The sequence below is a fragment of the Sphingomonas sp. genome (genome assembly GCF_017304635.1).
Classification (GTDB): Bacteria; Pseudomonadota; Alphaproteobacteria; order Sphingomonadales; family Sphingomonadaceae; genus Sphingomonas.
In genome coordinates this window covers 35,919-55,659 of record NZ_JAFKMA010000006.1, presented here as the reverse complement: position 1 = coordinate 55,659, position 19,741 = coordinate 35,919, and the positions used below count along the sequence as shown (strand labels likewise).

Here is a 19,741-nt window from a genome sequence, read left to right as displayed (position 1 = left end):
GACTGTATCGTTACTGGATTCGCGGGACATGCGTTGAGCCTGCCGCCCGACCCGCCATATAAGCGACCGTCATGACCGCCCCTCCCGTCTCCGAACTGAGCGATCGCGCGCGCGACATCTTCCGCGCGGTGGTGGAGGGATATCTGGACACCGGCCAGCCGGTCGGCTCGCGCACGCTGGCCGATGCCGGCGCGTTCCAGCTCTCGCCCGCCTCGATCCGCAGCGTGATGGCGGAGCTGGAGGGACTGGGTCTGCTCGCTTCGCCGCACACGTCGGCGGGGCGGTTGCCGACCGACCTCGGCCTGCGGCTGTTCGTCGACGGGATGATGCGCGTGGCCGAGCCCTCGGCCGAGGAGCGCGCCGCGATCGAGCAGCGCGCGGCCCGCACCGGCCCGGTCGAGGAAGCGCTGGCGGCGACGACGGCGGCGCTGAGCGGGCTGTCGGCGTGTGCCGGGCTGGTGCTGGTGCCGCGCGCGGAATTGAAACTGCGCCAGATCAGCTTCGTGCCGCTCGGCCCGGCGCGCGCGCTCGCGGTGATCGTCGGCGACGACGGCCAGGTCGAGAACCGCGTCGTGCCGCTGTCCCCCGGAACCAGCGCGTCGGCGCTGGCGGAGGCGGGCAATTACATGACCGCGACGCTGAGCGGGCTGACGCTGGGCGAGGCGCGGACGAAGCTCGACCGCCAGCTTGCCGCCGACCGCGCCGCGCTCGACCGCGCCGCCGCCGCTTTGGTCGAACAGGGCATCGCCGTGTGGAGCGAGGATGGCGAGCGCCGCCCGGTGCTGATCGTGCGCGGGCAGGGGCGGCTGATCGACGCCGCCGCCGCCGAGGACCTCGACCGCGTCCGCGACCTGCTCGACGATCTGGACGGGAAACAGGAGATCGCGGCCCTGCTCGACCGCGCGCGGACCGGCGATTCGACGCGGATCTTCATCGGCGCGGAGAACCAGTTGTTCGCGCTGTCCGGCTCGTCGGTGATCGCGCGACCGTTCCGCGGGCTCGACGGCCGCGTGCTCGGCGTCGTCGGCGTGATCGGCCCGACACGGTTGAACTATGCGCGCGTCGTGCCCATGGTGGATTTCACGGCAGCAACCCTCTCCCGCCTGATCGGTTGAGAGGCCATTCAAGAGAGTATGATGAGCGAAGAAAAGACCGAGACGATGACTGGCACCGACGATCTGCGCGCGGAGACGGCGGACGCTGCGCCCGAACTGGCCGAGCATGACCGCGTCGCCCAGCTCGAGAACGAACTGGCCGAGGCCAAGGCGGCGGCGATGTACGCCCATGCCGAGGCGCAGAACGTGCGCCGCCGGGCGGAGAAGGAAGCGGCCGATTCGCGTGCCTATGCCGTGACCGGCTTCGCGCGCGACGTGCTGTCGGTCGCCGACAACCTGGAACGCGGCCTCGCGGCGATCCCCGAGGAGCTGCGTGGCGACGATCGGCTGAAGGGCCTGATCGTCGGGCTGGAGGCGACCAAGCGCGAGCTCGATTCGGTGTTCCAGCGCAACGGCGTGACGCGCGTCGCCGCGATGGGCCTGCCGCTCGACCCCAACCAGCACCAGGCGATGCTCGAACTGCCGAGCGACCAGCCGCCCGGCACGATCGTGCAGGAAATGCAGGCGGGGTATATGTTGAAGGACCGTCTGCTGCGGCCAGCGCTGGTCGGCGTGGCGAAGAAGCCGGAGTAGTCGCGACGCCCGCCTATCGCCCGCAATTCGAGGCCGCTTTGCGGGCGTTTGCACGCGTCAGCGCGACGATGATCGCGAGCGGGCATGAGGCGCCGGTCTTGACCGCGACTATCTTGCCCGCCGGATCAGCGAGGAGACGATGGGTGACTGCTCGATCGAAGACCTCGAAGGGCGTTCCGCTTGACGAGTTCGGTGCCGCGGTAGCCGCCCGCAAGCAGGCGCTGGGGGTCGAGATGCCCCGCAACGCCGGCAATCGCCGCACGCCGAGCAAGCGGGCGTTGCTCGCGGCGATCAAGGAACTCGGTGGCGAGTGGTGAGCGGGACGGCTAAGCCGTCGCCATGAGTCCCAACCTTACGACCGATCGCCCGACCTTCGTCACGCATCTCGAATGCTCGCTGACCGGCGAGCGTTATGCGGCGGACGAATTGCACAATCTGTCGGCGGCGGGGAAGCCGCTGCTGGTGCGCTACGACCTCGCCGCGGTGCGCGGGTTCCTGCCGCGGGCGATGGTGGAGGCGCGGGCGACCGATCTGTGGCGGTGGCGCGAGTTGCTGCCGGTGCGGCGGACCGGGAATATCGTCAGTCTGGGCGAGATCGAGACGCCGCTGGTGCCGATCGCCAAGTCGGCCGGATCGCCCAATGTGCTGGTCAAGGACGAGGGGCGGTTGCCGACCGGCAGCTTCAAGGCGCGCGGGCTGGTGATGGCGGTCGCGATGGCGAAGGAACTGGGCGTCACCCGGATCGCGATGCCGACCAACGGCAATGCTGGCGCCGCGCTCGCCGCTTATGCCAGCCGGGTCGGGATCGAGACGATCGTGCTGTGCCCCGACGACACGCCAGAGGTGAACGTGCGCGAGATCGCGTTGCAGGGCGGCCGCGTCTACCGCGTCAACGGCCTGATCGACGAATGCGGCGCGATCGTCGCGAAGGGGGCGGCGGAAGGGCGCTGGTTCGATTTCTCGACGCTCAAGGAGCCGTATCGGATCGAGGGCAAGAAGACGATGGGGCTGGAGCTGGCGGCGCAGCTCGGCTGGAAATTGCCGGACGCGATCTTCTATCCGACCGGCGGCGGCACCGGGCTGATCGGGATGTGGAAGGCGTTCGCGGAGATGGAGGCGCTCGGCTGGATCGGGTCGGACCGGCCGAAGATGTTCGCGGTGCAGGCCAGCGGCTGCGCGCCGATCGTCCGCGCGTTCGAGGCGGGCGAGGAGCATGCCGAGCGGTGGGAGGATGCCCATACCATCGCCGCCGGCATCCGCGTGCCGAAGGCGATCGGCGATTTCCTGATCCTGCGCGCGGTGCGCGAAAGCGGCGGGCGGGCGCTCGCGGTCGGCGATCCGGCGATCGTCCAGGCGGTGACCGACTGTGCGAGGCGGGACGGCCTGCTGCTGTGTCCGGAGGGCGGGGCGACGCTGGCGGCGTATCGCCAGGCGCTGGCCGACGGGCTGGTCGACGAGGACGATCGCGTCGTCCTGTTCAACTGCGCGACGGGCCTCAAATATCCGATGCCGGCGGCCACCGCGACGCTCGACAAGAACGCACCGATCGACTGGGACGCGCTCTGACGACACCCCGCCGCACGGCACCTGTCCTAAAATGAGACAAATGGAATCTCGTTTCGCCAGAACGCCTTGACCCTTCCTGAGCCCTCCGTCACTGCATGGTTAACGGTGAATGAACCGCCATGCCAGATCGGGGAGGAGGACCCCCGGTTCGGCATCAACCATAAAGGGGGCTGCCACACATGAAGAAGTCGACTCTATTCCTGCGCGCCGCGGCGACGGCCGCTGCGATCGCCGCGGCGACGCCGCAGGCCCAGGCCATCACATTCATCCTGAACAACACCGGCGGCGCCGAACTCGGCACCAACGCGCGCAAGGGGTTCGAGATCGCCACGGCCTATTGGTCGTCGGTGCTGACCAGCAACGCGGTCATCAACCTCAACATCGGCTTCGCCTCGCTCGGCGCCGGCATCCTGGGCTCGACCAGCAGCACGACCAACGTCCAGTTCAACTCTGCGGTCTATGGCGCGCTGGCCGCGAATGCGACCTCGACGCTCGACGCGCAGGCGGTCGCCAGCCTGCGTCCGCTCGGTAGCTCCGCATACGGGGTCAACGCGGTGACGGCGGTCACCAACGCGTTCAATTCGACCAACACCGGCTATGTCGACACGGCGACTCGCGTCGACAATGACGGTTCGATCAACAACGTTGCCGTGTCGATGAACAATTCGGTCGCCAAGGCGATGGGCATCACCACCGACGCCAACGGCAACGCGATCAACTATGCCGCCGCCGATGGCAGCGTGACGTTCAGCAGCAACTTCGCGTTCGACTTCGATCCGTCGAACGGGATCGATTCGGACAAGTTCGACTTCATCGGCGTCGCGATCCACGAGATCGGCCATGCGCTCGGCTTCCGCAGCGGCGTCGATACATACGACGCCTACACCACCCCGGCGCCGGGCTCGAGCACGACCTCGGCGACGGCATCGCGCACCGGCGCGCTCGAAAACGTCGTGGTGGCGTCGGAACTCGACCTGTTCCGCTACGGTTCGGCCGGCACGCTGGACTGGTCGACCCAGAACACGCCGTACTTCTCCGTCAACGGCGGCGTGTCGCAGCTGTTCGGCGATTCGCTGTTCTCGACCGGCGTCCGCAACGGCGACGGCCGCCAGGCATCGCACTGGAAGGACAGCGCGGCGGGCGTGCCGCAGCTCGGCGTGATGGACCCGACCTCGGGCTACGGCCAGATGCAGGACATTACCGCGCTCGACATCGCGGCGTTCGACGTGCTCGGCTATCGCACGTCGTTCGATGCCAATCTCAACCAGTCGTACCGCTTCACGACGGCCGACGCGTATCGCGCGTTCGCCGGCCAGGCGACCCCGGTGGTGCCGGAGCCGACGACGTGGGCGATGCTGATCCTGGGCTTCGGCATGGTCGGCTACAGCCTGCGCCGCCGCTCGGCGAAGGTCGCCTTCGCCTGATCGATCGGTCGACGACGTGATGAGGGGCGCGGTGTCTTCGGATCCCGCGCCCTTTTTCGTTTGCGCAAAGCCTCAGGGCAGGGTCGCTTCCTGCACCATGTCGAGCTCGCGCACGCCGCGTGCCCTTCGCGCGGCATCGACCAGCGTGCGCAGTTCCTCGCGGCGCTCGCGCGCGCGCTCGATCGCGCGCAGGGGAAACGGCTTGCCGCCAGTGGTCTCGTCGCTCGACAGGATGGTGATCTTGCCGATCCCGGCCCATTGATTGGCCAGGCTGAAGTCGAGCCGGATGTCCTTCACCCGATAGAGCTCGATCTCGTCGATCGACTTCATCACGATGCCGCGATGGAGGATCAGCCGATCGCTGGTCACTTCGTAGGTGGTGGCAAGGTTGCCGACCCACTTGACCGCAACGATCGCCAGCGCCGCGGCGATGAAGGCGAGCGGCCACCACGCGCCCGTCATCAACGCGCCGACCGCGCCGACCGGCACCAGCACCATCGTGGCCCAACCCGCGATCGTGCCCCTCAGCCAGCCCGAAGTCGATGAACGGAACGTGTCGAGCGTCTGCGCCATGGCCGATCCCTCCCCGGATCCACCGCGAGTGTAGCGCGCGGGCGCCGCTATGCCAGCGTGTTCGTCGCGGCGCGGAACGGCAGGATCGTCTGCAACTGCGATAGCGCCGGCGCGCCCGCAAAGCTGCGCCCGCGCCCGATCAGGAAGGCGTGGCGCACGATCTCCGCCTGCTGCTCGTAGCCGTAGCGTTTCAGCTCCCAACCCGGCCGCACGCTGTAATCGTACCGCGCCCACGGCATCCGGCGCAGCGGCAGGAAGATGCCCGACTGATACTGCCAGATATGCGTCATCTCGTGGATGAAGAGGCCCTGCACGTCGATCGCGGCATGGCTGAAATCGTCGCGATAGGCGGTGCCGTGGGGGTGGAAGTGGATGCGGCCGGTCGGGCTCATCACGACGTTCTTCAGCTGAAAGAACGCCCATTTGCCGAGCACGATCTCGACCTTGGCGTAATCGACCGCGTCGCCGAACACAGATCGCGACAGGTCGATCTCGGACGCGGTGAGGGGGCGGGCGTCGGCTTTAGTCATGCGCGTCAATCTAGCATCGCCGCGTTCCTGCGAAAGCACGAACCCAGGGCCAAGCCGTCACCATATGACGATATGGGCCTGGGCTCCCGCTTGCGCAGGAGCACGGGATAATCATTCCGCCGCGGCGTCGCCGGCGCCGACGACGCGGGCGCGGGTGGTGAGGGTGCGGCCGCTGGCGAAGGTTAGGGTCAGCGGCACGGTGCCGCTCGCCAGCACCGCGGGGTTCAGGCGATAGAGCATGACATGCCTGCCACCGGGCGCGAACGCGACCGTGCCGCCGGCGCGCAGCGCGACCAGTTTGAGCGGGGCCATCGACGCCATACCCGCTTGCGTCGTGCTTTCGTGCATGTCGGCGCCGGCGGCATCGGGCGTGGAGACGCCGGTCAGCGTCTCGTCCTTCGCCCCGCCGTGGAGCGTGAAATAGGCCGCGGCCGGGTTGCCCGGCACCGCCGCCAGCCGCACCCAGGCATGGTCGACTCGTGCCTCGCCCGCTGGCTGGCACGCGCCCAGCATGACGATGGCGGCGACCGCCAATCCAGTTCGCATCTGCAACCCACTCCCGCTTCGGGAAAACCCGTGCGATCGCTACGCTCGGCGAGTCCTTGCGACAAGCCGAACCTCCCCTATATCGCCCGGCGTAACGGCATTCGCGCCGCCTCTCGTGAGGGGCGCGGGTGTGGATGTTTGTTTGAACTGAGGGGCCACGTAGGACCATATGGCAAAAGTAATCGGTATCGATCTCGGCACGACCAACAGCTGCGTCGCGGTGATGGAGGGCGGCAAGCCCAAGGTGATCGAGAATGCGGAAGGCGCACGCACCACGCCGTCGATCGTCGCCTTCGCCAAGGACGGCGAGCGGCTGATCGGCCAGCCGGCCAAGCGCCAGGCGGTGACCAATCCAGACAACACCGTGTTCGCGGTCAAGCGCCTGATCGGCCGTCGCTTCGACGATCCGATCACCAAGAAGGACACCGAGCTGGTCCCGTACCATATCGTCAAGGGTGGCAACGGCGACGCCTGGGTCCAGGCCGGCGGCCAGGATTACAGCCCCTCGCAGATTTCCGCCTTCATCCTCCAGAAGATGAAGGAAACCGCCGAATCGTATCTCGGCGAGACCGTGACCCAGGCGGTCATCACCGTCCCCGCTTACTTCAACGACGCGCAGCGCCAGGCGACCAAGGATGCCGGCCAGATCGCCGGCCTCGAAGTGCTGCGCATCATCAACGAGCCGACCGCGGCCGCCCTTGCGTATGGGCTGGAGAAGCAGGACGGCAAGACGATCGCGGTCTATGACCTGGGCGGCGGCACGTTCGACATCTCTATCCTGGAGATCGGCGACGGCGTGTTCGAGGTGAAGGCGACCAACGGCGACACCTTCCTGGGCGGCGAGGATTTCGACAACAAGCTGCTCAACTTCCTGGCCGAGGATTTCAAGAAGGCCGAGGGCATCGACCTGACCAAGGACAAGCTCGCGCTGCAACGGCTGAAGGAAGCCGCCGAGAAGGCGAAGATCGAGCTGTCGTCGGCGCAGTCGACCGAGGTCAACCTGCCCTTCATCACCGCCGACCAGAACGGCCCGAAGCATCTGGTCAAGACGATCACCCGCGCCGACCTGGAGCGGCTGGTCGAGGATCTCATCAAGCGCACGCTGGAGCCCTGCAAGAAGGCGCTGGCCGATGCCGGGGTCAAGGCGAGCGACGTCAGCGAAGTGGTGCTGGTCGGCGGCATGACCCGCATGCCGCGCGTCCGCCAGGTCGTGCAGGACTTCTTCGGCAAGGAGCCGCACACCGGCGTCAACCCCGATGAAGTCGTCGCGATGGGCGCCGCGATCCAGGCCGGCGTGCTGCAGGGCGACGTCAAGGACGTGCTGCTGCTCGACGTGACCCCGCTGTCGCTCGGCATCGAGACGCTGGGCGGCGTGTTCACCCGGATGATCGATCGCAACACGACGATCCCGACCAAGAAGTCGCAGACCTATTCGACCGCCGACGACAACCAGCAGGCGGTGACGATCCGCGTGTTCCAGGGCGAGCGCGAGATGGCGGCGGACAACAAGCTGCTCGGCCAGTTCGACCTGGTCGGCATTCCGCCGGCGCCGCGCGGCGTGCCGCAGATCGAGGTCACGTTCGACATCGACGCCAACGGCATCGTCAACGTGTCGGCGAAGGACAAGGGCACCGGCAAGGAGCAGCAGATCCGCATCCAGGCGTCGGGCGGTCTCTCCGACGCCGACATCGAGGGCATGGTCCGCGATGCCGAGAAGTTCGCCGAGGAAGACAAGAAGCGGCGTGACGCGGCGGAAGCCAAGAACAATGCCGAGAGCCTGATCCACACCACGGAACGCCAGCTCGCCGATAATGGCGACAAGGTCGATGCCTCGTTGAAGGGCGAGATCGAAGCGGCAGTCGCCGAGGCCAAGACCGCGGTCGAAGGTGGCGATCCCGAGGCGATGAAGGAAAAGGCCAACGCGCTCGCGCAGGTGGCGATGAAGCTCGGCCAGGCGATCTACGAGAAGCAGGCGGCGGCCGAAGCCTCGCCCGCGGCCGATGGCGCTGCGGCGGGTTCGGAAGCCGGCGGCGAGGATGTCGTCGATGCCGAATTCTCCGAAGTGGACGACACCAAGGCGTAAGGGCATGATCTCCAACCGTCACCCCCGCGTGGGCGGGGGCCCATCTTCCAACCGTCGCGCCACGCGGGTCGCGCAGGAGATGGGTTCCCGCTTTCGCGGGAATGACGGTTCGAGGGATCGTGTGGGGCGGGTATGAGTACCGAGATCGATTATTACGAGCTGCTCGAGATCGAGCGGACCGCGGACGATGCGACGATCAAATCGTCCTATCGCAAGCTCGCGATGAAGTATCATCCCGACAAGAACGGGGGCTGCAAGGAAAACGAGGCCAAGTTCAAGGCGGTCAGCGAAGCGTATGACTGCCTGAAGGATCCGCAGAAGCGCGCGGCGTACGACCGCTTCGGCCATGCCGCGTTCCAGCAGGGCGGGGCCGGCGGGTTCGGCGGCGGGACCGATTTCGGCGGCTTTTCCGACATCTTCGAAAGCGTGTTCGGCGAATTCATGGGCGGCGGGCGTGGTGGCCAGCGCCAGCAACGCCGCGGCGCCGACCTGCGCTACGACATGGAAATCACGCTCGAGGACGCGTTCCACGGCAAGTCGGAGGCGATCACCGTCGATGTCGCCGCCGCGTGCGAGGCGTGCGACGGATCGGGCGCGAAGCCCGGCACTGCCGCCAAGACCTGCGCGACTTGCGCCGGCCACGGCAAGGTCCGCGCGCAACAGGGCTTCTTCGTGGTCGAGCGCACCTGCCCGGCGTGCCACGGCGCCGGCGAGACGATCGCCGATCCGTGCCCGTCGTGCCGCGGCGAGGGGCGGATCGAGAAGACCAAGACGCTGACCGTGAACATCCCGCCCGGCGTCGATGAAGGCACCCGCGTGCGCCTGTCCGGCGAGGGCGAGGCGGGACCGCGCGGCAGCCCGCCGGGCGACCTCTACATCTTCCTGCACGTCAAGCGCCATCCGCTGTTCGAGCGCGAGGGCACGACCTTGTTCGCGAAGGCGCCGATCAGCTTCACCACGGCGGCGCTCGGCGGGTCGATCACCATCCCCGGGCCGGACGGCACGGCGCATGAGATCAAGGTCCCCGCCGGCCTGCAATCGGGGCGCGAGGTGCGTCAGCGCGGCGCCGGCATGCCGGTGCTGCAAGGGCGCGGACGCGGCGATCTGGTGGTACGGATCGTGGTCGAGACCCCGACCAAGCTGTCGGCCAAGCAGCGCGAACTGCTCGAAGCGTTTCGTGCGACCGAGACCGGCGACGAATGCCCGGAAGCGCAGGGCTTTTTCCAGAAAGTGAAGCGCGCGGTCGGAGGGTAACTTTAATCCTCTCCCTTCGGGAGAGGGTCGAGGCGCGCCAGCGCCGAGGGTGAGGGCTAAGTCGAAACGGCATCGACCTAACCCTCACCCTTCCGTCGCCTTCGGCTCCTCCCTCCCTCTCCCGATGGGAGAGGGAAATCACACGAACCCGATGTTCCAGGTCGACTGGTTGTAATTGCCGATATTCGGCAGCACCGTCGCCATGTCGCTGTTCGACACGCCGAACCAGCTTGCCAGCGTCGCGGCGTACTGATCGACCGACAGCGTCGGGAGCAGGCGGCCCTGGCCGACATCGTCGTTGGTGCCGTTGCCGACCGCGGGCGCGGTGCCGTAGATCTTCTTGCCGTTGACCGCGCCGCCCATCACGAAATGGTGCGAGCCCCAGCCATGGTCGGAGCCGTCGTCGTTCGACTGCAACGTGCGGCCGAAATCGCTCGCCGTGAACGTCGTCACCTTGTCCGCGACGCCCAGGTTCGCGGTCGTCTGGTAGAAGGCGTTGAGCGCGTTGGCGACCAGTGCGGTCTGGGTCGGATGATCGCGCACCAGGAAATCGTGCATGTCGAACCCGCCGAGCGAGACGAAGAACACCTGCCGCTTCGCGCCCAGCTCGTTCGACACCGAGATCATCCGCGCGACGATCTTGAGCTGATCGGCAAGGCTGTTGCCGCTGGGGAAGAGCGGGAAATTGGCGACGGGCGCATTCGCCAGTGCGCCGCTCAGTTGCGTATAGGTGTCGAGCGCGCGCTTGGTCACGCGGGCATGCTCGTTCGCCAGGATGTTGGCCGCGCCGTTCGCGGTTATGAGCGATTTCAGCGTGCTCATCGCGGTGGTCGAACTGTAGAGGCTGGTCGCGTTGTTGACGAGCGGGATCGGCCCGCCGGTGCCGACCGCATATTGCACCGCCGCCTTGCCGGTCAGGTATACCGCATTGCCGCTGGCGTTGACGCAGGTCAGCGTCGCGGAACCGTTGCCCGACTGGAACAGGTCGCCGATCCGCCCGCCCCAGCCCGACGTCGCGCCTTCGGGGTTGGATGCCTGGAAATAGCTTTGCTGGTCGTTGTGGCTGAACAATTTGGGCGGCAGCTTGACCGAATTGGCGTTGTATTGCGCCTTGGTCGTCGGCTGGACCAGCGTGCCGACGTTGAGCGCCACCGCCAGCTTGCCGGCGTCGAACAGCGACGCCATCGGCGCCATCGTCGGCGCCATCGCATATTGCCGCCCGCCGAGCGAGTTGGTCGGATTGAGGATGGTGTTCGCCAGCGCATCGCGGCTGAGCGCGATGTTCGACCGCGCGGCGTTGTAGAGGTTGTAGCTCGCCTGGTCGTAGGGCGGCAGCGTGTTGGCGTAATCGTTGCCGCCGTAGAGGAACACGCACACCAGAGCCTTGTAGTCGGTCGCGACCGACGCGGCCGCTTCGCCGATCGCGGCCAGGCTGGTGACGAACGGCGTCGCGACGCCCGCGAGTCCGAGCGTCCCCGCCCGCTTCAGGAAGGCACGGCGCGACTGGTCGTGATCGAAACAGCTCATGTCACTTCACCGTCAGATAATCGGGGGAGGCCATCGTCAGCAGGATGGCGATGCCGACGCGGTTGATCGGGCCGTTGGTCGCGGTCGCCGACACGCTGTCGATCGCGGACTTGATCGAGGTGACCGTGGCGCTCGACAACTGACCGGCGGCGAGCATGGTGTTGACCTCCGCGATCAGCGCCGCCGAATCCGACGCCTTGGTCAGGATGGCGGTGTAATCGGGCTTGGCGTCGCCCGACCCGTTGGCGATCACCGACTGGAAGTAGTTGATATAGCCGACGACGCTCTGTTCGTTGGTGATCTGGAATTCGGGCGCGACCAGCCCGGCGGCGGAGATCGCGGTCGCCGGCGGCGAGTAACCGGGGCGGAAGAAGTTGAACACAGTCGGGCTGCGGCCCGGCGACTGGCCGATCCGGCTCGACTGGCTGCTGGTGTCGCCGAACGGCCAGGTGTTGGCGGGCGAGGCGACGTTGAACGCGCGCGCCCAGCCGGTCAGCCGCAGGATCGGCTCGCGCAGCTTGCCCGAACTGGTCGCGGTCAGCGCGGTGTCGCTGCGCGCCTCGCTGTCGGTCAGGATCGCGCGGATCACCGCCTTCATGTCGCCGCGCACGCCCGACCCGTTATTGGCGAAGGTGTTGGCGACGCGGCTGACATAAGCGGCCGAGGGGTTGCTGGTGACGAGCCGCTGGATCAGTTGCTTCGACACGAACGGCGGCACGTTGGCGTGGTTGAAGATGGTGTCGAGCGCGACCTTGATCGCCGCCGTCCCGCCGCCGCTCGTGCTGGTGCCGAGGAAGCTGGCGGTGCCGGTCTCATTGATCGACGCCTGCATCACCATCGGGACCTTCAGCCGGTCCGGCGTGGTGTTGTCCGAACTGGCATAGGTCAGGCCGGTGAACACGCGCGCCAGCCCGCTGACGTCGGCCTGGGTATAGGTATAGAGCGGATCGCCGGTCCCCGACGTCTTCACGCTGCCGTCCATGTTGAGCTGGTAGAGGCCGAGCGTGAACAGCTGCATCAGCTCGCGCGCGTAATTCTCGTCGGGCTCGGCGCCGGTCGTCGTGTTGGCCTTGCGATTGCCGAGGAAGGTCAGGAACGATCCCATCGCGACGTTGGTCGTGATGCCGTCCATGATGTCGCGGAAGTTGCCGAACGCGTTGTTGAGCAGCACGTCGAGATAGGCGGCGGCGGCGAACGCCTGCCAGCTGGTGTTCACGCCGTTGATGCCGACTACCAGCATGTCGAGCAGCGCCATGCCCATCCGCTGGCGCAGCTGGTCGGGCTCGACGATCAGCTGGCGCCACATCGTCGTGTCGAACCCGGCCTGGCTGTTGATGTTGGCGGCGGCGTTGTAGCCGTTGGCGACCAGCCAGTCGAAATGCGACGTCGCGCGCGTCATCGCGAACTGGTCGGTCAGCCAGCCGTCGATCCCGCGACTGACCAGAGCATCGACCGTCGTGCGCGTCGCGCCCATCGTCGCCTGGCCGAGGAAACGGCTCGCCTGCGTCTCGGTCAGCGGGACGATCGCGACCGGCGGCGGGGTCGGGGCCGACGCGGTCGGCGAGGTGCCGCCGCTGTCGCCGCAGGCGGCCAGCGCCAGCGCGGATGCGACGACGGTAACCGTCGGCAACGGCCCGCGCGACCGATCGCCCGTCCCGACCTCGTCGTCCACCGCGAGCGCACCGCGCTCGATCACGTCCAGATTGTCCACAGCCCCGCCCCCGCGTGCGTCTCGAGCCTCGTCAATAAAGCAGCACGGCGCCGGGGTCAGCCAGCGATCGGTCCGCCTCGGCCCGACCTCTACCCGGTTTACCGCAACGCTATCGCAACAAGCGTCTCTAATCGCGGGGTAAGGATGATTGGATGGGCGGTACCGTCCGGCCTGTCCGCCCCGGGATTTCACCGGAGCGGCGGCCGATGGTTAGGAAGGAAACCCCCTTAGAGGGCGAGAACCCCCGCCACCAGCGCCAGGCTGCCGACCGTCAGGAAGCTGACGGCGAGCATTTCCATGGTGCGCATGGTTGCTTCTCCTTTGAGGCCGGTTTGGTCCGGCTGGGGAGCATTCGGATATTGTTGCGCGTTAACGCAACATTGTTTCAAGCCTTCGCAGTTGCAGCATTTGCATGCGTCGGCGCCGCGAAATAGTCCCTCTTAGGACGGATCGACATTCAGCTAACCGGTGAACGTCACTTCCATGGTCGTCATCCCCGCGCAGGCGGGGATCCAGACTGGCTGCATCCACGGCTTGAAACCGATAATCTAGCGTCTCTGGATCCCCGCCTGCGCGGGGATGACGGGGAATAGGTGGCTCGAAACGCTACACCATAGCTGAATGTCGATTGGGTCTAAGACGCGACGTGCGCCGAGCCGGCCGGCGAACGGCGCAGCTGCTTCGTCCGACGACGCGGCTTCGCCGCGGCGCCGTCACCACCTCAGTCGCCAAACACCCGCGCAAAGATCGTATCGACATGCCGCAGGTGATAATCGAGGTCGAACCGCGCCTCGAGCTCAGCCGGCGACAGCGCCGCCGCGACGTCCGGGTCGGCCTTGAGCAGGTCGAGCAGCGACAGCGTGCCGTCCGATTCCCACACCTTCATCGCGTTGCGCTGGACCAGGCGGTACGCATTCTCGCGGCTGACCCCGGCCTGGGTCAACGCCAGCAGCACGCGCTGCGAATGGATCAGGCCGCCCATCCGGTTGAGGTTCTTCGCCATCCGCTCGGGATAGACGAGCAACTTGTCGATCACGCCGGTCAGCCGCGCGAGCGCGAAATCGAGCGTGATCGTCGCGTCGGGACCGATATAGCGCTCGACCGACGAATGGCTGATGTCACGCTCGTGCCACAGCGCCACATTCTCGAGCGCGGGGGTGACATAGCCGCGCACCATGCGGGCGAGGCCGGTCAGATTCTCGGTCAGCACCGGGTTGCGCTTGTGCGGCATTGCCGACGAGCCCTTCTGGCCGGGCGAGAAATATTCCTCGGCCTCCAGCACTTCGGTGCGCTGCAAGTGGCGCACTTCGACCGCCAGCCGCTCGATCGAACTCGCGATCACGCCCAGTGTCGCGAAGAACATCGCATGGCGGTCGCGCGGGATGACCTGCGTCGAAACCGGCTCGACCGCCAGGCCGAGCTGGTCGGCGACATGCTGTTCGACGCGCGGATCGATGTTGGCGAAAGTGCCGACCGCGCCCGAGATCGCGCAGGTCGCGATGTCGGCGCGCGCCGCGACCAGCCGCGCGCGGTTGCGGGCGAATTCGGCATGCGCCTCGGCCAGCTTGAGCCCGAAGGTGACCGGCTCGGCATGAATGCCGTGGCTGCGGCCGATCGTCGGGGTCAGCTTGTGTTCCTTCGCGCGCCGCTCCAGCACCGCCAGCAACGCGTCGATATCGGCGATCAGGATGTCGGCGGCATCGCGCAGCTGCACCGCCAGACAGGTGTCGAGCACGTCGGACGAGGTCATGCCCTGATGCATGAAGCGCGCCTCATCACCGACATTCTCGGCGACCCAGGTCAGGAAGGCGATGACGTCGTGCTTGGTGACGGCCTCGATCGCGTCGATCGCGGCCACGTCGATCGTCGGCTCCGTCGCCCACCACCGCCACAGCGCCGCCGCCGCGTCCTTCGGCACGACGCCCAGCTCGGCCAGCGCGTCGGTCGCATGCGCCTCGATCTCGAACCAGATGCGAAAGCGCGTCTCGGGCGCCCAGATCGCGGTCATCTCGGGGCGGGAATAGCGCGGGACCATAAAGTGCTTTCGATCGGGAGGGGACGGGCGGCGTGCGCTTAGCAAGCACGCCCCGGACCAGCAACCGGCGTGGCTTTGGAGTCACGGTTCCGAAAAAACGCAAAACGGTTCGTCGTCCGGATCAAACGACTCCGTGCCGAACGGCCGCTGCGCCGCGACGAACCGACTCGTTTTGCGATGACGTGGAACCCATATCGTGAATCGAAAGTTGACAGACACGAATGGTGGCTTGGCGATTGTACCTATCGCGCCACCGTCTGTTCCCAAACCAAGCAGAGCAAAGGAGAGACTTGGTGTTTAGATATGCTCTATTGGCCGGTGCGGTGATCTGTTCCACCCCGGCGCTCGCCCAGACCACGGCACCCGCGCCGGCAGCGCCAGCCCCGGCTCCGCAGACCGCGCCGGCGCCACAGGCTGCGCCCGCGACGCCCGCTCCCGCCATACCCGATGCGGCGCAGACCGCCCCGGCGGCTCCCGCTGCGATGCCTGCTCCGGCACCGGCGCCTGCTCAGGCGGCGGCCGCGCCCGGACCGGGTGCCGGAATCGCTTCGGTCGTCGACAAGGAATTCGCCAGCTACGACAAGAATGGCGACGGCAAGCTCAGCAAGGCCGAGTTCGGCGCGTGGATGTTCGCGCTGAAGAAGGCGTCGGACCCGAATGCGAAGGACGATGCCGCCAACAAGGCATGGACGACGACTGCGTTCGCGCAAGCCGATTCGGACAAGTCGAAATCGATCTCGAAGGCCGAACTGACCAATTTCCTGGCCCAGGGTCAAGGCGGTGCGACGGCGGCTGCGCCTGCCCCGGGTACGGCCCCCGCGGTCGAGCCGGCGCCAGCCGCGGCCACGCCGGCGACGGCACCGGCCACGGCTCCCGCGCCCACGATGCCAGCCCCGACCGCGCCGGCGCCCACGGCGCCGCCGACGGGCACGCAGCCCAAGTAACGACATTCGGTCAGGCGTCGTCGGTGACGACGCCCACGCAGGGGCCGTCGCGCTTTTCTCCCCCTTTGGCGCGGCGGCCCTTTTTGCGTTCGACCCAAGTGAATGGCGGCGCCGGCCCGCTCTTCGTCGGACTGTTCAGACGTCGCATCTTATTGACGGTCGGGTGGGGAGGCGGGCTGGTGCCGCTCCAACTGTAGGCGCGCTACATCAGCCCCTGGCTGCGCAGGCTGGTGAAGCCCCTGGTGCCGATGATGATATGGTCGTGCACCGCGATGCCGAGTTTCTTGCCCGCTTCGACCACCGATCGCGTCAGGTTGATGTCGGCGCGGCTGGGCGAGGGGTCGCCCGAGGGATGGTTGTGCAGGAGTCTGCTATGATCGACTAACCTGCTGTAGTTGCGCTAGAAATTGGTGATGCGTAAGTTGGGTGAGGTCGGCAACTGAGATCGGCAAATCGTGCACCTGGGTGATCATCACACCTGATCCTGACCCCTCATGCCGAGGCGCGTTGATGCACGGCAGGTCACGCGGTTCTTCTCGTCCCAGGCATCGAGTTCGTCAACGGGATACAGCACGGCTTTGCCGATCTTGATGAAAGTCGGCCCGATTCTCATAGCCCGCCAGTTGCGTAGAGTGCCTATCGAGATGCTGCCACGGTAGCGCTCCGCGACTTCTTCGGCAGTGAGATATCTCCTAGGGTCCATGCTTAGCTCCACATCTCGCATTCGCGGCGCCCGCCGACGCACTTTTAGCCAAGGATCACACAAGGCGGTGCGAACACGTTCCGGCAGGTTTCCGCACGCTGGCGCATGCGGTTGCCCGCTACGAATGGGACTTTCACCTTCGGACGGGAAGGGCGGACAAGCGGTGGTAGTGGCCGCGGACACCCACGGATAAGAATCGGACGGGCCGCGCTCGTTCGGTCGGGTGGTCGACGATCGTCGCCCACGGTCCGCTTTTCAAGCAACTCCAGCACAGCGTGCAACGCGGCGCAGAAATGAGCCGAATGACCGCGCGGATCCAGTGATGAGATTGCCGATCAAGCGTGGTCAGGCCGTAAGGCCGATCTGATCTTTGCGTTTGAAGCATCTTCCCTTGTGGCTAGTCTGGGCGCTTCCTATATGACCGTCGCGGGCCGGGCCCCTCTGGCGACCATGATGGTCGTGATGTCGGACCGCATCGAGTGCGCTCGATGCCCGGGTCCGATCCTACGCTCCCGATCGAGCCGCACTCCATGACAGGGAGGCGGCATTTGGAATTCCTACTGCTCGATTGGCTCGGCAACCCCGCTTGGATGTGGCTGGGCTTTGTGTCGATCGTCGGTGTGCTGCTCGCGCTGGACCTCGGTGTCCTGCATCGCAAGCAGAAAGAGATTGGCGTGCGCGAAAGCCTCGTGCTCTCGGCAGGCTACATCGTGCTTGGAGTCTCCTTCGCCGGCCTCGTTTGGTTGCAGCTGGGCGAAACCGCGGGCATCCAGTATCTCACCGGCTTCGTCGTCGAAAAGAGCCTGGCGCTCGACAACGTCTTTGTGATCGCGTTGATCTTCGGCTACTTCGCGGTACCACGTCAGTATCAGCATCGCGTGCTGTTCTGGGGCATTCTCGGCGTCATCGTTCTACGCGCGATCATGATCGGCATCGGCGCCACGCTGGTCGCCGAGTTTGCGTGGGTTCTCTACGTCTTTGCGGCCTTCCTTATCCTGACCGGGATCAAGATGCTGGCGCTGGGTGACAAGGAGACCGATCTCTCAAAGAACCCGGTCCTCAAGCTGATCCGCCGCCGCTTCCGCGTGACCGAGGAGTTGCACGGTGAGCGCTTCCTGGTGAAGCTGCCGGACCCGAGGACGGGGCGGCCGGTGCGCTATATGACGCCGCTCTTCCTCGCGCTGATCCTGATCGAGATCGCGGACGTGATTTTCGCGGTGGACTCAGTGCCCGCGATCTTCGCGATCACCACCGATCCCTACATTGTGTACACGTCGAATATCTTCGCGATCCTGGGGCTTCGCGCGCTCTATTTTGCACTTGCTGCCGTTCTGCACCGCTTCGCTTACCTCAAGCAGGCGCTTGCCGTGCTGCTGATCTTCATCGGCTCGAAGATCTTCGTCGCCGATTTCCTCGGGCTCGACAAATTTCCCGCCATCTGGTCGCTCGGCGCCACTTTCGCGATCCTCGCCGCCGGCATCGTCTATTCGCTGTGGCGGACCCGCAATCCCGCCCCTGCCGTGAAAGGCAAGTTCTGATGCCGTGCCGCGGCGTCTGGCTCGACCGCGGCCAGCTCGCAGAGCTGCTGGGGGTCGCACGGAAGGATGATGCCGCTGATCCGGCCCGCAAACGGGAGCGGACGTCGGAAGCGGCCACGCCAACCGAGAGCCCGCTCGTCTCGAAGGTCGGCGCGTTTGGGACGATGGTCACGACAACTATCGGCGCAACGAGCGGCGATCGCGCATCTTCGACTGATCGGCCGGTTGGCGGCGCTTCATGCAACATCGAGGAAAAGGAGATTACATGCCGTATCGACACGCGCTTGGAGGTTTTGCGAAACGCTCCTGGGAAGACTTCGGCGACGAGGTTCATCGGGCGCAGAACGAACATCTGATGGAAGGCATCGTCGCGGGGTGTGCGCTGATCGCCTTCGCCGATGGCTGGGTAACGACGGAGGAGCATGACCGGATGCTCGGGTTGATCCGTGGATTTGAGCCGATCGCTGCGTTCGGGCTAGACGATGTCACCGCGACGTTCGAAACTCTGACCGAGCGGTTCGCCAAGGACCAGAAGGGTGGCGAGGCGGCCGCGTTCGAGGCGGTCGCACGCGTCAAGGGCGCGCAGCGGTATCCGGCACTGCTCGTCGAGGCCTGCTGCGCGATCGCCGCTGCCGATGGCGGGTTCGACTCCGAAGAACGGGCGACCGCTAGGCTCAGGACTCATTGATCAGAGCCAGAAGATCACGGTGGCGGCGAGGGCGATAGCGGAGAAGAAGACCGTAGGGCACCGATCGTAGCGGGTGGCGACGCGGCGCCAGTCCTTGAGGCGGCCGAACATGATCTCGATGCGGTTGCGGCGTTTGTACCGACGCTTGTCGTATTTGATGGGGTCGAGACGGGATTTCCGCCCAGGAATGCAGGGCTTGATCCCCTTCTGCTGAAGGGCATCCCTGAACCAGTCGGCGTCGTAGCCGCGGTCACCCAGCAGCCATTGCGCCTTGGGAAGGTCGTCGAGAAGCGCCGCAGCGCCGGTGTAATCGCTGATTTGGCCTGCGGTCATGAAGAAACTGAGCGGGCGGCCGTTGGCGTCGGTGACAGCATGAAGCTTGGTGTTCATCCCGCCTTTGGTGCGGCCGATCAGCCGCCCGAGATCCCCTTTTTAACCCGCAGGCTCGATGCCGTGCGGTGCGCCTTCAAGTAGGTCGCGTCGATCATAACCGTCTTCGGATCGGCACCCTCGGCGGCCAGCCCTTCCATCATGCGGAGGAAGACGCCCATCTCGCCCCAACGCTTCCATCGGTTGTAGAGCGTCTTGTGCGGACCGTACTCCTTGGGCGCATCACACCAGCGCGAACCGTTGCGATTGACGAAGATAATCCCGCTCAGCACCCGCCGATCATCGACCCGGGGCCTGCCGTGGCTCTTGGGAAAATATGGCCGGAGCCGAGCCATCTGCTCGTCCGTCAGCCAGTACAGGTCGCTCATCTTCAGTCTCCTCGCGGAGCCTGAATCAGATCATGCCTCTCAAATCAATGGGTCCAGAGCCTAGCCGGATCTGCGAAGTTCTCGGGCTCGAACCGGCGGACTTTGGGTTGGCCGACGCGCCTTGAAACGAGGTGGTCGCAAACTGACTTCGATCGGGATCCACACCGACGTTT

The 19,741-nt window shown here is 66.3% G+C and carries 18 protein-coding genes and 1 pseudogene; 10 read left to right on the top strand and 9 right to left on the bottom strand.

What is annotated here, in order from left to right:
- Nucleotides 1-71 precede the first annotated feature (71 nt).
- The 5 genes from hrcA (at nucleotide 72) to J0I47_RS15185 (ending at nucleotide 4,678) form a co-directional block, all read left to right on the top strand.
- On the top strand, nucleotides 72-1,115 hold the full coding sequence (gene hrcA, locus J0I47_RS15205) for a heat-inducible transcriptional repressor HrcA (RefSeq protein WP_294047784.1): 1,044 nt from the start codon (nucleotides 72-74) through the stop codon (nucleotides 1,113-1,115).
- Nucleotides 1,116-1,136: 21 nt separating this feature from the next.
- Nucleotides 1,137-1,688: a nucleotide exchange factor GrpE gene (gene grpE, locus J0I47_RS15200; protein WP_294047783.1), complete on the top strand. Its 552-nt coding sequence runs from the start codon at nucleotides 1,137-1,139 to the stop codon at nucleotides 1,686-1,688.
- Between the two features lie 143 nt (nucleotides 1,689-1,831).
- Nucleotides 1,832-2,005, top strand: coding sequence for a hypothetical protein (locus tag J0I47_RS15195; protein WP_294047782.1), 174 nt, complete (start codon nucleotides 1,832-1,834; stop codon nucleotides 2,003-2,005).
- 22 nt (nucleotides 2,006-2,027) lie between these two features.
- Nucleotides 2,028-3,254 (top strand): threonine synthase, encoded by a 1,227-nt coding sequence (locus J0I47_RS15190; RefSeq protein ID WP_294047781.1) that lies wholly within the window; start codon nucleotides 2,028-2,030, stop codon nucleotides 3,252-3,254.
- A 179-nt stretch (nucleotides 3,255-3,433) separates the two neighbouring features.
- Complete coding sequence (locus tag J0I47_RS15185) at nucleotides 3,434-4,678, top strand: NF038122 family metalloprotease (RefSeq protein ID WP_294047780.1); 1,245 nt, start codon at nucleotides 3,434-3,436, stop codon at nucleotides 4,676-4,678.
- Nucleotides 4,679-4,750: 72 nt separating this feature from the next.
- Here the strand turns inward: J0I47_RS15185 and J0I47_RS15180 are convergent, their stop codons facing one another.
- The 3 genes from J0I47_RS15180 to J0I47_RS15170 all read right to left on the bottom strand — a co-directional run bounded on the left by J0I47_RS15180 (nucleotide 4,751) and on the right by J0I47_RS15170 (nucleotide 6,327).
- Complete coding sequence (locus tag J0I47_RS15180) at nucleotides 4,751-5,251, bottom strand: PH domain-containing protein (RefSeq protein ID WP_294047779.1); 501 nt, start codon at nucleotides 5,249-5,251, stop codon at nucleotides 4,751-4,753.
- A 47-nt stretch (nucleotides 5,252-5,298) separates the two neighbouring features.
- Nucleotides 5,299-5,781, bottom strand: coding sequence for a vgr related protein (locus tag J0I47_RS15175; protein WP_294047778.1), 483 nt, complete (start codon nucleotides 5,779-5,781; stop codon nucleotides 5,299-5,301).
- A gap of 111 nt (nucleotides 5,782-5,892) precedes the next feature.
- Nucleotides 5,893-6,327 (bottom strand): copper chaperone PCu(A)C, encoded by a 435-nt coding sequence (locus J0I47_RS15170; protein WP_294047777.1) that lies wholly within the window; start codon nucleotides 6,325-6,327, stop codon nucleotides 5,893-5,895.
- A gap of 169 nt (nucleotides 6,328-6,496) precedes the next feature.
- On the opposite strand from J0I47_RS15170, the gene dnaK reads away from it, so the two are divergent.
- Together dnaK and dnaJ are read left to right on the top strand one after the other, a co-directional pair.
- Nucleotides 6,497-8,410, top strand: a complete 1,914-nt coding sequence (dnaK, locus tag J0I47_RS15165; protein WP_294047776.1) for a molecular chaperone DnaK — start codon at nucleotides 6,497-6,499, stop codon at nucleotides 8,408-8,410.
- Nucleotides 8,411-8,542: 132 nt separating this feature from the next.
- Nucleotides 8,543-9,664 (top strand): molecular chaperone DnaJ, encoded by a 1,122-nt coding sequence (gene dnaJ / locus J0I47_RS15160; RefSeq protein WP_294047775.1) that lies wholly within the window; start codon nucleotides 8,543-8,545, stop codon nucleotides 9,662-9,664.
- Nucleotides 9,665-9,802: 138 nt separating this feature from the next.
- Here dnaJ and J0I47_RS15155 read toward each other — a convergent pair whose 3' ends face one another.
- The 3 genes from J0I47_RS15155 to purB form a co-directional block, all read right to left on the bottom strand.
- Nucleotides 9,803-11,191, bottom strand: a complete 1,389-nt coding sequence (locus J0I47_RS15155; protein ID WP_294047774.1) for a DUF1501 domain-containing protein — start codon at nucleotides 11,189-11,191, stop codon at nucleotides 9,803-9,805.
- Between the two features lies 1 nt (nucleotide 11,192).
- A complete protein-coding gene (locus J0I47_RS15150) occupies nucleotides 11,193-12,902 on the bottom strand; it encodes a DUF1800 domain-containing protein (RefSeq protein ID WP_294047773.1) in 1,710 nt (569 codons plus the stop codon).
- Nucleotides 12,903-13,623: 721 nt separating this feature from the next.
- Nucleotides 13,624-14,937, bottom strand: a complete 1,314-nt coding sequence (gene purB / locus J0I47_RS15145; protein WP_294047772.1) for an adenylosuccinate lyase — start codon at nucleotides 14,935-14,937, stop codon at nucleotides 13,624-13,626.
- A 293-nt stretch (nucleotides 14,938-15,230) separates the two neighbouring features.
- On the opposite strand from purB, the gene J0I47_RS15140 reads away from it, so the two are divergent.
- Nucleotides 15,231-15,881 carry an EF-hand domain-containing protein gene (locus J0I47_RS15140; protein WP_294047771.1) on the top strand — a complete coding sequence of 217 codons (651 nt, stop codon included), beginning with the start codon at nucleotides 15,231-15,233 and terminating at the stop codon, nucleotides 15,879-15,881.
- A 202-nt stretch (nucleotides 15,882-16,083) separates the two neighbouring features.
- Here the strand turns inward: J0I47_RS15140 and J0I47_RS15135 are convergent.
- Nucleotides 16,084-16,248: pseudogene (locus J0I47_RS15135) on the bottom strand (JAB domain-containing protein); the annotation flags it as partial.
- A gap of 105 nt (nucleotides 16,249-16,353) precedes the next feature.
- The gene (locus tag J0I47_RS15130) at nucleotides 16,354-16,584 is read right to left on the bottom strand and encodes a helix-turn-helix domain-containing protein (RefSeq protein ID WP_137900589.1); all 231 of its coding nucleotides are present in this window, start codon (nucleotides 16,582-16,584) and stop codon (nucleotides 16,354-16,356) included.
- A gap of 548 nt (nucleotides 16,585-17,132) precedes the next feature.
- Here J0I47_RS15130 and J0I47_RS15125 point away from each other — a divergent pair.
- Both J0I47_RS15125 and J0I47_RS15120 read left to right on the top strand, forming a co-directional pair.
- Nucleotides 17,133-18,122: a TerC family protein gene (locus J0I47_RS15125; protein ID WP_242919682.1), complete on the top strand. Its 990-nt coding sequence runs from the start codon at nucleotides 17,133-17,135 to the stop codon at nucleotides 18,120-18,122.
- Between the two features lie 238 nt (nucleotides 18,123-18,360).
- Nucleotides 18,361-18,810 (top strand): TerB family tellurite resistance protein, encoded by a 450-nt coding sequence (locus J0I47_RS15120; protein WP_116970706.1) that lies wholly within the window; start codon nucleotides 18,361-18,363, stop codon nucleotides 18,808-18,810.
- Here J0I47_RS15120 and J0I47_RS15115 read toward each other — a convergent pair.
- Nucleotides 18,811-19,568 (bottom strand): IS5 family transposase gene (locus J0I47_RS15115; RefSeq protein ID WP_116970707.1). Its coding sequence is split into 2 segments (ribosomal slippage): nucleotides 18,811-19,235 and nucleotides 19,235-19,568, totalling 759 coding nucleotides; the frame shifts between segments, so codons are not numbered across the junction.
- Nucleotides 19,569-19,741: the final 173 nt, after the last annotated feature.

Bases quoted from the DNA above. Each gene is read 5' to 3' on its own strand.
- hrcA (WP_294047784.1), top strand. From the start codon at position 72: ATGACCGCCCCTCCCGTCTCCGAACTGAGCGATCGCGCGCGCGACATC.
- grpE (WP_294047783.1), top strand. From the start codon at position 1,137: ATGAGCGAAGAAAAGACCGAGACGATGACTGGCACCGACGATCTGCGC.
- J0I47_RS15190 (WP_294047781.1), top strand. From the start codon at position 2,028: ATGAGTCCCAACCTTACGACCGATCGCCCGACCTTCGTCACGCATCTC.
- J0I47_RS15185 (WP_294047780.1), top strand. From the start codon at position 3,434: ATGAAGAAGTCGACTCTATTCCTGCGCGCCGCGGCGACGGCCGCTGCG.
- J0I47_RS15180 (WP_294047779.1), bottom strand. From the start codon at position 5,251: ATGGCGCAGACGCTCGACACGTTCCGTTCATCGACTTCGGGCTGGCTG.
- J0I47_RS15175 (WP_294047778.1), bottom strand. From the start codon at position 5,781: ATGACTAAAGCCGACGCCCGCCCCCTCACCGCGTCCGAGATCGACCTG.
- J0I47_RS15170 (WP_294047777.1), bottom strand. From the start codon at position 6,327: ATGCGAACTGGATTGGCGGTCGCCGCCATCGTCATGCTGGGCGCGTGC.
- dnaK (WP_294047776.1), top strand. From the start codon at position 6,497: ATGGCAAAAGTAATCGGTATCGATCTCGGCACGACCAACAGCTGCGTC.
- dnaJ (WP_294047775.1), top strand. From the start codon at position 8,543: ATGAGTACCGAGATCGATTATTACGAGCTGCTCGAGATCGAGCGGACC.
- J0I47_RS15155 (WP_294047774.1), bottom strand. From the start codon at position 11,191: ATGAGCTGTTTCGATCACGACCAGTCGCGCCGTGCCTTCCTGAAGCGG.
- purB (WP_294047772.1), bottom strand. From the start codon at position 14,937: ATGGTCCCGCGCTATTCCCGCCCCGAGATGACCGCGATCTGGGCGCCC.
- J0I47_RS15130 (WP_137900589.1), bottom strand. From the start codon at position 16,584: ATGGACCCTAGGAGATATCTCACTGCCGAAGAAGTCGCGGAGCGCTAC.
- J0I47_RS15120 (WP_116970706.1), top strand. From the start codon at position 18,361: ATGCAACATCGAGGAAAAGGAGATTACATGCCGTATCGACACGCGCTT.